The organism is Paenibacillus cucumis (ex Kampfer et al. 2016) (assembly GCF_019748695.1).
GTDB classification, from domain to species: Bacteria; Bacillota; Bacilli; order Paenibacillales; family Paenibacillaceae; genus Paenibacillus; species Paenibacillus polysaccharolyticus.
The window spans coordinates 254907-268298 of record NZ_JACLIC010000020.1; the positions used below are offsets into that span (position 1 = coordinate 254907).

Consider the following 13392-nt stretch of genomic DNA (forward strand, 5'->3'; position numbering starts at 1 on the left):
CAGGCCACTTCTTTATGGAACGGTTCAGGCGAAATGGTTCACGCAAAACGGTACAGGCGCACACCGTGCGAAGGCACATCCGTGCGTAAAATATCCTCGTTAACTTCTGTCACATCGCCACTCCATAATTCAATTCCATGGCTTGCAACAGAAGGGGATAAACCAATTGTATTGAGATTAAGTTCCACTGAGAGTACTGACTGCTCGCCAACATTAAACACAGCTGCATAAGTGGAACCATCGACATGAGATGCCGTCCATACGATCAGATCGCCTTGATGTAGCGCTTCTCTAGCACTATGGCTCTCACGATGCATACGCAGAACCTCACGGTTTGTCAGCAAGGACAGCGTCCAGTCATCGTTATCCCGCAACTCACCGCCAAAGATGAGAGGAGAACGGAAGATACTCCACAGAGACATCATCGTCAATTGCTCATCCTTAGTGAATCTTGTCCACCGATCGGCTCCACCTCCATCCACAGAGCGAATACCAATGTGCCCCAGAGGCAACATATCACAATCCGGCCAACATCCCTCCTTAGGAAGGCCCTGCCACTTACGGCAGCGGTCGAACATATCTAGCAAAAGTGGCCATTGATCCCAGAAATCATCCGTTACCCGCCACATGTTAGCCTGTTCCGCGAAAAATTCAGCGTATTCCACGGGGGCAGGACCGGGAGACAGACTTAATACCATGGGACGTCCGGCACGTTTGATCGCCTTCGAGATCATCTCAATCTCAGGCTGATGTGTGTCATATAATCTGGAGGCAGCGATATCATCCACTTTGACCAGATCAACACCCCATGAAGCATACAATTCAAACAATGAATCATAGTAGGCTTGCGCGCCTTCTTTGTGGTGATCCACCCCATACATATCGGTATTCCATGGGCAGATGGAGTTGGTATGAGCGATCTCACGGGCGGTGGAGTTTGTTCCTAATAGAGCTGTGTCGGAATGAACTGCTTGCCTTGGAATTCCGCGCATAATATGAATGCCGAATTTAAGTCCCAGACTGTGAACATAATCAGCAAGTGGTTTGAATCCCTGACCATCCGCAGCTGAAGGAAAGCGGTTTTCTGCAGGCATCAGACGTGAGTATTCATCCATAATCAGTGGAACGAAAGGGCGGTATTGCGATGAGTTAGCCAGAGGTTCATACCATTGAATATCAACGGTGATGTAACTCCAACCATATTCTTTCAAGTGTGTAGCCATATACTCCGCATTACCGCGAATTTCCTTTTCAGTGACGGCAGCCCCGTAGCAGTCCCAGCTGTTCCAGCCAAGAGGGGGTGTTGGTGCAACAAGAGTATGATCCATTTGAAGGCTCCTTTACCTGACGTAATTTAAATTATTGCTTCAGTCACATTCATCATAATGAAGTAAAATACAATAATCTACAGTAATGTTAAGTCTTCAATAGCAATATATTGCGGTCAGTCAAAAAATAATCTGCGGTATACGAGACTTTCGCCACCGCTTCGAAATTCCCCAGGTGTAAGTCCAGTTAATCCTCGAAAAGCTTTGATAAAATAACTTCCACTGGAGTATCCCACTTGTACCGCAATCTGTTCAATGCTTAATGTCGTGCCGCGAAGCAACTCCATCGCTTTCTCGATTCGAACGCGGGTAAGATAGGCACCTGGAGTGTGACCTGTGCTAGCCGAGAATCTGCGAATAAAGTGGTATTTGGATAGAGCAACACGATCTGCAAGCTGATCCACGCTGATCATACTGGCGTAATCGGTTTCCATGTACTTCGTAGCCTGCTGAATATGTTCCGGCCAGTTCTCCCGATTATGGCGTGTTGTCGTCTGTAAACGAACAAGCTCTGTCATGAACTGATACACACTGGATGAGGCAATCAAAGGGTCCGTTATCCTTCCTGCCGCCGCATCCGTTACAATCATTCGCAGCAGACGGATGGGAGCAGAATCCATGGAGAGAAAAGCGACCTCACCTGCTTCTCGCACAAACTTCTGCCAATGAGCCTGAATGAGATCAGGACGGAATAGTAGGAAGATGAAATGCCATGGCTCATCAGACTCTGGATGATAATAATATCGATGAGCGCTCGGGATCTCAGTAAGAAAAGCCTGTCCGGAGGTCACACGGTATGTACGGTCATTTGTTTCATAAATACCTTCTCCCGCAAGGGTGTACTGAAATAAAAGAAGAGGACCATCCGTTCGTTCCAGCCCATCCCAGTAATACGACGGATCAGTAATGATATCGCTCCCCGTTGCATACAGCTTGCATAGCTCAAGTTCACGATCTTCAGCGAATCGAAAACCATAGGTCCCTTTTATAATATCCATCGCTTTCCTCCAATCTTGAATACTCTGCTCAATGTACACTTATGTTCACTATTTATCTATCATTTAAGTTCTGGATCTGAAGGTTTGCGTGCAAACTTGCCGGGCGATGTTCCGACCATCTTGGTAAAAGTGCGAATAAAGTTGGCATAATCGCCGAATCCGGAATGATAACAGGCCTCGGTAATACTCATACCTTCCGATAAACAGTTTTGGGCGAGCTCGATGCGGCGGTTAAGTATATAGTTTCGAATCGTTAGTCCGGTATGTTTTTTGAATTGACGGCTGATATAACTGCTGTTGGTAAATAGTTTTTCTGATAATTGCTGTAGTGTGAGAGATTCGGTCAGATTCGTTTCGATATATTCCATCGCATTACGAACCAGTTCAGGCATAATGTCGGTGGGCACAAAATTTGTATGTTTAAAAGTCAGATTGGTCATAAGAAGCAGTCGGGCGATCAGCATATTTCTCATAATATCCGCACCGTAGTCTGAGATTAGCAACATTTGCTCCACTTGGGTTGTAAGTTTGAGAAATTGCTCTAACTCTTCTTCATTCAAATGAATGATATTGCCCTTACCTTTAGGCCGATGATCAAAACAGGCAGAGAGGTTGGTAGATGATGTGGATAATCGATTAAGATATGATTTTTGCAGATTAATTGTGATTCGTTCATATTCATTCTTGTCGAGTGCAAAAGACCGATGCATTTCCTCTGGACTTAAAACAATAAGATCACCTCGCTCCAGATGGTAACATCGATTCTCAATATAGAAATTCACATTGCCGCGAAGAAAAATGTACAGCTCATACCCATTATGCCGATGGTAGAATGTGCCCATATTGTAGGTCGTGACACGATGCAGATACAGCAGATCCAACTGAATGGGATCATACTGGTACTCCTGAGATTCATTCATATCATGAAAGCCTCCTAATCGTTTGGCGCAATAAATATCACGATCTAAGCAATGAAATTGCGAACCTGAACCTATAAAATGGTACCATCCTAGCATCTTGGTTTAAAATTTGCAAGCGTTTTCTGAAGGAGTAGGGAAAACAGAAAGGGAGGATTGTATGGAACTGATCTTTACCGCACGCAGTAGAAGGCAGGAAGGGACAGCCTATACTGGAATGAGAACGCATAATCTTCAGACTAACGTAAATATGAGTGCCGGGACAGGAAGTGCAGATGATCCAAAGCAGGCACAGATTACCATTAAGAATGAAGGCAGTCAACGGTGGAGTGGAGTGATTCATGTAGAACTTGCTTTTGACAAACAGCAGCCCAGATTTTTTCTGCCTGCCTTTATGTATGGTCGTAATCGGGGAGAAGCCCCCCAAAATGTACCTAACGAATTTCCAAGAATTCGTGAAGGAACACCTTCCCGTCCTTCATCCCTGTGGTGGATGGTTCGAAGCGATCGTTTATCGCATCCGGCTGCACTTGTATATGATTCGGGCCGAATTGCCGGGCTCAGCGCAAGCCCATATTGGGTGGAAAGCAAGCATAGTGGACAGAAGCAGCCGTGGTATCCGGGTCAAACAGGAACTTTTCTACAATATGGAGGTTTCACATGTTCAATAGAGAAAGGCACCGTTGGTTATACCTTAGGGTATGAGAATGCTCCGTTGCTGTTTATCAAATCAAGACTTGTGCACGAGCGCTCAGCCTTGGCAGAGAGCGTCTTTGTGTTGGAAGCAGGAGAATCGGTGGCGTTCACCCTTGAATTATATGATTATGAATCCTCTTCGCCCTTGGGTATTAACCCTGCATTAGAGCATGTCTACCAAAAGTACCATGAACACCCTAGACAAGGAAGCGACATCCGCACAGCCGTATCCGACATGTCCGCTGCTGTTCGAGACTACGCGTGGCTTCCAGATGACCGTCACTATTCTACTTTTGTGTACGAAGACGCAGAGAGCGGGGGGTATCGATATAACAAAATCATCTCGATCAGTTGGACCAATGGCATGACCATTGCAACCCCCATGCTGCTTGCAGCATTGCGTCAGAACGATGAACCCATGCGTCAGCAGGCTTTGTCCTGTATCACAAACATTATCGAAAATGCGATGAATTCCGAGTCAGGACTTCCGTATGATGCTTATCAGGATGGAAAATGGAGCATTAAAGGCTGGTGGTTTGACGGTATGCGTACACCAGGTCACTCATCCTATCTCGTTGCACAAGCCATGTTTTATATCCTCAAATGTTATGACTATGAATGTCGCATAAGGCAGATTAGACATGATGACTGGCTCGCCTATGTGAAGCAAGTACTTGAATGCCTGGAACGGAGCAAAAATGCGGATGGCGAATATCCGACGATATTATCCGAGCGCACGGGTGCAGGCCTGGAGTATGACGCTTTTAGCGGGGCGTGGTGTCTTGCTGCGAAAGCTTATTACAGCTGGTTGATCAATGATTTATCCGATTTGGAGGAAATGAGACGCAGTGAAACACATTATTACAATGCCTATGTGAAACAGATGGAATGTTACGGTGCTCCGCTTGATGCGGACAAAGCAGTGGATTCGGAAGGCATTCTGGCATATATCAAAGCTCTCCGTTTCTTGCATGCACTCTCCGGTGAGGAGACGTTCCTTAATCATATGAGAGACGCCATCAGCTACGAGTTCAGTTTTAAATTTTGTTATAACTCGCCAGTGCAGATTCCGCCGCTAAGTACATTGAACTGGTCAAGTTCGGGGGGAAGCGTCACTTCGGTAGCTAATCCGCACATTCATCCCATGTCGAGCAATCTCGTCGATGAGCTTTTATATTATCTTCAGCAACGTGAGGATGACTATATCCGTCAGCGTATGAATGATACGGTCGCTTGGGGCTGTCAAACCTATAATCGTGTTGATGGTGAATATGGTTATGGCAAAAAAGGATGGATGTCCGAGCGCTTTTGTCACTCGCAAGGACTCGTTACGGAGACTTATGCCGATGGTACGCCGGCAAGCACCTGGTTCTGTCTGATGCCGTGGGCCAGCGGCTCCATCATCGAAGGTCTCGTTGGTGACTACTGGGATCAAGTCACCTCCAGCGATTGAATAGATATGATCATGCCTCCAAACGGGTTAGCATTGTGAAGGTTTAGGTTAGTTTTCTTCATTCAACGAAGCCGGGTGAACAAAGTAAACTGATTATACGGCCTGTAAGATGGGTCATATTGAGTCCTGTTCGTCATGCTGCTAGTGCAGCAGTGAACCTTGGCATCTCTCGTTGGAGGTATAATGATGAATACGAATAAAATTTGGTTTGATCACCCTGCCGAGCAGTGGGAAGAAGCGTTTCCAATTGGAAACGGAACCCTTGGTGGTATGGTATTTGGAAGAACAGCACTGGAGAGAGTACAGTTAAATGAAGATAGCCTTTGGTACGGCGGACCGATGGAGCGGAACAACCCGCATTCACTTCAATCACTGGATAACATAAGGGAACTTCTGTTTCAAGGCCAGATTGGGCAGGCAGAGGAACTAGCGTTAACCTCATTAGTGGGTGTGCCTGATGGACAACGACATTATGAACCGCTTGGTGATTTCTATATGGCCATGCATCATGCAGATGAGGAGGCAACAGAGTATCAGAGATATCTTGATTTGGAACAAGGGATCGCTCGCGTTCAGTACACATCAGGCAACACAAAACACAAGCGAGAATATTTTTCAAGTTATCCTGATCAGGTCATGGCAGTCCGTCTGTCTAGTAGCGTGCCGGGCGAATTATCATTCACAGCCTTGTTTGGCAGAGGTTCCGTGTTACATTGGTCGCCGTTATCGGGGGCGCTAAGACATCCGGTCGGATTCCAATCGTTGATCGATCGAATCGAACAACGCAGTAATGGCGATATGATTATCCGGGGAAGAAGCGGGGGAGAAGGGGGGATCCGTTTTTGCTGTGCGATTCGGGTCATGAACGAACAAGGAGAACTTCAGTATTCGAGCGGTCAACTATCACTTTTAAATGCGGATTCAGCCACTGTGCTAATAGCATCATGCACCGATTTTCGTTATGCCAAGGAAGATCTGGAGTCGGAATGTTTACGAAGAATAGATATGGCCTCCGCCAAAACATATGAGCAGTTACTTCAGGATCATATCACTGACTATCAGGCGCTGTTCACACGAATGGATCTGCATCTGGAGGGTGAACGCACAGATACCAGTTATATGAGTCTGCCGATAAATGAGCGGCTCGCGCGTCTTAGAGCAGGCGGTGATGATCCTGAACTCGTAGGTTTGTACTTCCAGTTCGGGCGATACTTGCTAATCTCCAGCAGCCGGCCCGGTTCGTTACCTGCCAATCTGCAGGGCATATGGAACAAAGACATGCTTCCGGTATGGGATAGTAAATACACCATTAATATCAATACAGAAATGAACTATTGGCCAGCCGAGAGTTGTAATCTGCCGGAGTGTCACATCCCGTTATTTGATTTTATCGAGCGACTACAGGAACGTGGAAGGGAAACGGCCAGCAAGATGTATGGCTGTAGCGGATTTGTAGCACATCATAATTCTGACATATGGGCAGATCCTGCCCCGCAGGATGTATGTCTAACGTCGACCTTCTGGACGATGGGCGGCGCGTGGTTGTCTCTTCACCTGTGGGATCATTATGAATACGGTAGGGACAAGATTTTTTTGAAAAAAGTATATGACACGATGAAAGAGGCAGCTTTGTTTATTCTGGATTTCCTTGTACAAGACCCGGAGGGGAATCTCACGATATGTCCTTCATCCTCACCGGAAAATATCTACATCCTGGATAATGGAGAGTCGGGTGCGCTTTGTTACGGGGCATCGATGGATAACCAGATTATTCGGGAGCTGTTCACGCGGTGTATTGAAAGTGCACTCATGCTGCAACAAGATCAGGAATTTGCATCACAGTTGCAAGAAGCATTAACTCGCATTCCGGATATCGCTGTGGGAAAACACGGACAGATTCAAGAATGGAGCAAGGATTATGATGAACTTGAACCAGGTCATAGACATATATCACATTTGTTTGCGCTCCATCCGGGTTCACAGATTATTCCGAAAACGACTCCTGAATTAGCAACTGCCGCCCGGATCACGCTGGAGCGCAGATTGCAACATGGCGGGGGACACACGGGCTGGAGCCGGGCTTGGATTCTGAACATGTGGGCAAGACTGGAGCAGGCTGAACAGGCACATGATAACGTTATGGAGCTGCTTCGTTCCTCGACACTGCCTAATTTATTCTGTGATCATCCTCCGTTTCAGATTGATGGAAACTTTGGAGGTACGGCAGGCATAGCCGAAATGTTGCTCCAGAGTCACGGCGGTGAGATTCGTTTACTTCCTGCGTTGCCAAAAGCATGGCCTACAGGTTCCGTTCGAGGGCTGCGAGCGCGCGGCGGATTTGAAGTGGATATGGAATGGAGCGAAGGGAAGTTGCTTCATGCCAGCATACGTGCAAGCGAGGCAAGTAAAGTCAGCGTTTCTTATCTGGATCAACATATAGAACTGAATTTTCAGAGTGCACAAGATTCAATTATTTTAAAAGGGGAAAAGTGGAAAGTAACCTCTTGATTAGAAGGATAAGGATATAGCATAAAATTCACCTCTATTTCTTAAGCGAAACGTCCGGGTTAAACTCGGTTCTGTTTCGCTTTTTTTATATTATGAAGCTGATGTCTGTACTTTCGCGCAATAAAATCAACGATTCACGCAATGAATTTGCTCACGGCAAAGGATAGAATGAGAACCATCTTGTATAAATAGCTGCAGAATTGTAAGCGGTTTCTAATTATAATTGGAATATACCGTTTTTTGTTGATTTCATTCAACGATTTTCGCTTGAAGGGAAGGGGCAGATCATATGTTAAAAGTACTTCTGGTCGACGATGAGATGTATATCCGTAAAGGAATGCATGAACTGATTGATTGGCACAGTCTTGGCATGGAGATTGCGGGGGAAGCAGAGAATGGACTGGAGGCGCTGAATAAGGCAGAGTGTTTACATCCTGATGTCATTATTACCGATATCCGAATGCCTATATTGGATGGACTCGAGCTCATCCGTGCCGTTGACAAGTCACCTACGCTAGAGCCTGTATTTATTATCATTAGCGGTTACCATGATTTCAAGTATGCACAACAAGCAATAAGGTACGGTGTTCAGGATTACATCCTCAAGCCGATTGATGACGAAGAAATGACCGCAACGCTGCAAAAGGCGGCTAACCTGATCCAGAATAAGCGAAAACATGCATTTTTGGAGGAAGGACAAGCCAGTCGAATTATGTTAAAAGATATGATCAAGGGTCAGATTCGAAAAGAAGATGAGATCCGGTATGCAGAAATGTTAGGTATTGACCATCAGACGTCATTGATCATTGTGCTGTTTGAATTACAAACAGGCTCAGAGCACCGGAAAGTGACTCTTCACCAGGTTAATGAAATCCTTCATTCGTTGGCGGATCATCGGTTCAACCTATACGTTATTGAGGAACAGCTAGGTAGATTTGCCTTGATTGTTCTATTGAAGGAACCCTCACCAAAACAACGTGTAGTCGATAAAATTCAATGGATTAAAAACATGCTCAGCGACCACCTTGGCGCAGATGTAGGCTTGTACGCAGGTACATTAATAGATGACATGAGCGATGCACCTCGGTCTTATGCGGAAGCAGAGGAAGCATCCAAGCATAAGTTTGCAGAGCCTGGAAGTGTTGTCCATTATGCAGAAGTGAAGGATAAAGCGTTATACGTATTTAACATAAATCAGGAAGAGGTTGATCCCCTGATTCTAAGTCTGGAAGAGCGAAATCGTGAGGCTTGTCATGAGATTGTGCACGATATGTTCAACAAGTTTCACTCTCGCCGGTTTTCTACTCAGGCAGTTACAGGTTCTCTGTTGCGCTGCATTACAGGCATACTCGCGGTTGTGCATGAAATGGGAGGTACGGACGCAGGGTTGCAGAAACTCAAGTTATTAGCCGAACAAGGTCAGGATGGATGGAATTTGCGACTATTGAAAATTGCATTTTTGACTGCATTGGAGGAAGCAGAGGAGTATATTGCGCAACTGCGGATGGAGCAGTCCAAAGGAGATATCAACAAGATCAAACGATATATCGATTCCCATTACATGGAGAATATCAGTCTCAAAAGTATAGCGGCCCAGTTCTATATGAATCCGGTCTATCTGGGTCGACTTTTCCGTAAAAGTTACAACCAGTATTTTAATGAGTATCTGCTGAATCTTCGGGTTCAGGAAGCCCAGAAGTTGCTTCGCCAGACGGATCTGCGAATGTATGAGGTGGCGGCTCGTATCGGATTTCAGAATGCGGATTATTTTGTGACTCAGTTTGAGAAAATCGTTAATATGACGCCAACAGCCTACCGTAATCTTCTCAAAGAGGATGGACAGCGGGGGGCCCAATGATCAGGTGGAAGTGGAACTACATGAAGCTTCGGGACAAATTGTTGCTGATGTACGTGTTATCGGTGTTCATTCCGATTGTTGTGACGAATGTCGTTTTCTATCAAGTAACCACAGCCAATATCCGTAACCAGAAATCTCGTGATGCCGGAATGGCGTTAAACAACCTGAAAAACGAATTACGTGTGACGATTGATCAAGGGGTAGGTCTGTCTTATTCGCTCTATGCTGATCCTGTATTCAATGACACGTTATCTCGTTCATTTGAAAGTAACTCGGAGTATATTCGGGCATATAACTCCTATCTCAAAGGAGAGTTCTCCGGTCAACTGAGTCAAGGCATTCGCTGGTACCAAGTGTATACCGACAATCCAACGATTTTGTCCTCAGGCTACATTGAACACTTAAATGAAGCGGTTCGCAACAGTAGCTGGTACAAGCAATTACAGGATAATGTTGTTCCTTATCCAACCTTGATTGCGACCGATCAGATGTTAAGTCTCGTGCAGCGGTTAAACAATATGGATACGGGTGGAATCGAACAGCTACTCAAAATTGACTTTAATATGGATCTACTTCATGAGCAGTTTCGTAACAGCGGCTTTGATGGCAAAGTGTATTTGGTTGATCCAGGAGGTCACATACGCTTTTCGAATGATCCGAAAACAGAGAATGTTTCAGTTGGACAACTATACCGGGAGATGGAATTTCCTAATAAAACGATTCGATTTGATCGTGTTTATTCTGGCATTAACTATTTACAAGGATGGTCCCTGCAAGGTGTGATGGACGAGGAAATTGTGTTACAGGAAGTTCGTAAATCACGATCCTTCGTCGTCTGGCTGGCCTGCATCAATTTTGTGCTGCCTTCTATTATCATTGCGGCGATGTCCCGATCCATTCACGTTAGACTGGTACGTATTCTCAAACATATGAAAAAAGTAAAAACGCAAAATTTTCAGACCATTCCTCCTGAAGATGCAAGGGACGAGATTGGTCAATTAACAACTGAATTCAACCGGATGACTGAGACGATTCGGAACCTGATTGATGAAGTATACCTTGCGGATATTCAAAAAAAAGATTTGGAGCTCAAACAGCAGCAGGCGCAGCTTCATGCATTACATAGTCAGATTAATCCACATTTTCTGTTTAACACGCTTGAATCTGTGCGGATGCGCAGTCTGATCAAGGGCGAGAAAGAGACCGCTAAGATTGTGCATCATATGGCCAAAATGTTCCGTAAGTCCATTAGCTGGAATCAGCATGACGTGACTGTGAAGGAGGAATTGGAGCTAATCGACAGCTTTTTGCAAATCCAGAAATATCGCTTTGGAGAAAAACTTCAGTATTACATTGAGGCTGATCCTGCCGCATTAAAGTACCGAATTCCGAAAATGGTCATCCTGCCGTTTGTGGAAAATGCCAGCATACATGGTATTGAATCTACACCGGGTGAAGGGATTATTCGGTTATTGGTTCAATTGGAGGGTCAGAATCTTCATATCGGGCTGGAGGATAACGGTATTGGTATGTCCGAAGCCAGATTGAAAGAATTGGCAGGATATCTGGAACAGAATATGGATATAGGTGAGCATGTAGGGATGAAAAATGCCTATAGCCGGTTGAAGCTTTGTTACAAAGATCGATTCTCTTTTTCTATTCAATCAGAGGAAGACAAGGGGACATGTATTCAAATCTGGCTTCCACTTGATGGGGATGAGGCGGAAGGTAAATGATAGTTCGATATACTTTTTTAAGAACAATGTACAGTTTTGTGGGTAACTATGAAAGCGTTATCTTGATATATTGAAAATGCTTACATACATCGTTTAACTAAAAAGGGGGAACAAAACACATGTTAAAACCGTTTTTGAAAACGACAGGACTAGCCGTATTGCTGGCATCCCTGTTGGCTGGGTGCTCGTCTGGAAGCTCATCTCCAGGGGTCTCATCTACAGGAAAAGAAGATGATAACAGCCCTGTCACATTCTCGTATTATATGTTTTCTTCTGGCAAGAAGGACATTTTGGCAAGTGAAACGGCGATTGGTAAAGAGCTGCAGAAGCAGACGGGTGTGGACTTTAAAATGGAATATCTCGTTGGTGACAGTGCCACAAAGGCAGGGGTTATGATTGCTAGCGGTGACTATCCTGATGTTATCGCCTCCAGCGGAGAGATGTCCAAATTGCTGGATGCCGGAGCTTACATCCCGTTAGATGATCTGATCGAAAAATACGGTCCGAACATTAAGAAAGTGTATGGACCGTACTTCGACAAAATGAGAAACCCGGAAGACGGTAAAATATATGCACTGCCTTATACAGCCAACCAGGGCGAATATTCAGGCAGTCCTAACATTGGCGGGGGAGCTTTCTGGATTCAACGTTCTGTATTGAAGGAATTTAACTATCCTAAAATTACGACGCTGGATGAATATTTTGATCTGATCGAGGATTATAAGGAGAAACACCCTACAGTGGATGGAGCCGAAACGATCGGGTTTGTTTCCCTAGCTGGTGTAGCCAATAACTTCTTCACCCTGCAGAATCCGGCTATGCACCTTGCAGGATATCCTAACGACGGCGGCGTTATGGTAGATATGAAAACCCATGTCGCAAGAACGGTTTCAGGCACGGAAGAACAGAAACGCTGGATCAAAAAACTGAATGAAATTAACGCAAAAGGTTTACTTGATCCGGAATCATTCACGATGAATAAGGATCAGTATTTAGCGAAACTGACCTCGGGGCGGGTTCTCGGTTATTTTAACTACGCATGGCAGGTTGGAGATGCAACCAATAACCTTCTTGCAGCAGGGATTGACGAAAAGCGTTACGCACCTCTGCCAATCGTCTTTGACAAAAACATCAAAGATCAATACATTGATCCTCCCGGTTTCGTAAACAACTATGCAACCGGAATTAGCGTGAATGCGAAAGACCCTGAACGGATCATCAAGTATTTTGATAATTTGCTCAAAGAGGAGAATCAGATCCTTGTGCAGTGGGGCATCAAGGATCAAACATATAGCGTAGATGAAAAGGGCCGCTTCTATTACGCCAATGATGAACAGCGGAAGATGCATGACGATGTAGAACTGAGCCGCAAATTCGGCTTTGCTTATTTCGCCAATGACTGGCCGCGTTATGGTACAGAATCCACGCTGTCTGATGGGAACGCATACAATCCAGGTAATCAGCCGGAAGTTGTCGCAGCAACATATACAGAAGGTGATAAAAAATTCCTCGATGCTTATGGCATCAAAACATTCAGTGAACTGTTCAACAAGCCGGAAGAGCGTCCGTGGTTCCCTGCATGGTCCATTGCTCTTGAGCAGGGTTCACCTGAACAGGTATTCACCACCAAATCAGATGATATACAGCGCAAGTATTTGCCTGAGATGATTCTGAGCGCGCCTTCCAACTTCGATAATATTTGGAATGCTTACATGGCCGAATTCAGCAAACTGGATAAAGCAGGTTACGAGAAAAAAATGACTGAAGTCATTCAAAATCGGGTTGCAGGTAAGTGGTAATTCGATCCAACAAATACAAAAAAATATAAAACAAACTGTTACGTGTGCCGGAGAAAAAGGGGAACAACCCTCTATAAAATCTTTCTCCGCACACGAATA

At 45.1% G+C, this 13392-nt stretch carries 8 protein-coding genes; 5 read left to right on the plus strand and 3 right to left on the minus strand.

The window, feature by feature from the left end; translation table 11 throughout:
- Positions 1–38: 38 nt before the first annotated feature.
- The 3 genes from H7T88_RS12680 to H7T88_RS12690 form a co-directional block, all read right to left on the minus strand.
- A complete protein-coding gene (locus tag H7T88_RS12680) occupies positions 39–1328 on the minus strand; it encodes a glycoside hydrolase family 27 protein (RefSeq protein WP_221788730.1) in 1290 nt (429 codons plus the stop codon).
- Between the two features lie 116 nt (positions 1329–1444).
- Complete coding sequence (locus tag H7T88_RS12685) at positions 1445–2326, minus strand: AraC family transcriptional regulator (RefSeq protein ID WP_221788732.1); 882 nt, start codon at positions 2324–2326, stop codon at positions 1445–1447.
- A gap of 59 nt (positions 2327–2385) precedes the next feature.
- A complete protein-coding gene (locus H7T88_RS12690) occupies positions 2386–3246 on the minus strand; it encodes an AraC family transcriptional regulator (RefSeq protein WP_221788734.1) in 861 nt (286 codons plus the stop codon).
- Positions 3247–3403: 157 nt separating this feature from the next.
- On the opposite strand from H7T88_RS12690, the gene H7T88_RS12695 reads away from it, so the two are divergent.
- The 5 genes from H7T88_RS12695 to H7T88_RS12715 all read left to right on the plus strand — a co-directional run bounded on the left by H7T88_RS12695 (position 3404) and on the right by H7T88_RS12715 (position 13293).
- Positions 3404–5392 (plus strand): hypothetical protein, encoded by a 1989-nt coding sequence (locus H7T88_RS12695; protein ID WP_221788735.1) that lies wholly within the window; start codon positions 3404–3406, stop codon positions 5390–5392.
- Between the two features lie 183 nt (positions 5393–5575).
- Positions 5576–7900, plus strand: a complete 2325-nt coding sequence (locus H7T88_RS12700; protein WP_260510877.1) for a glycoside hydrolase family 95 protein — start codon at positions 5576–5578, stop codon at positions 7898–7900.
- Between the two features lie 289 nt (positions 7901–8189).
- Positions 8190–9758, plus strand: coding sequence for a response regulator (locus tag H7T88_RS12705; RefSeq protein WP_221788737.1), 1569 nt, complete (start codon positions 8190–8192; stop codon positions 9756–9758).
- On the plus strand, positions 9755–11494 hold the full coding sequence (locus H7T88_RS12710; protein ID WP_221788739.1) for a sensor histidine kinase: 1740 nt from the start codon (positions 9755–9757) through the stop codon (positions 11492–11494). The genes H7T88_RS12705 and H7T88_RS12710 overlap by 4 nt, the downstream gene beginning before the upstream one ends.
- A 119-nt stretch (positions 11495–11613) precedes the next feature.
- Positions 11614–13293, plus strand: a complete 1680-nt coding sequence (locus H7T88_RS12715; RefSeq protein ID WP_221788741.1) for an ABC transporter substrate-binding protein — start codon at positions 11614–11616, stop codon at positions 13291–13293.
- Positions 13294–13392 lie beyond the last annotated feature (99 nt).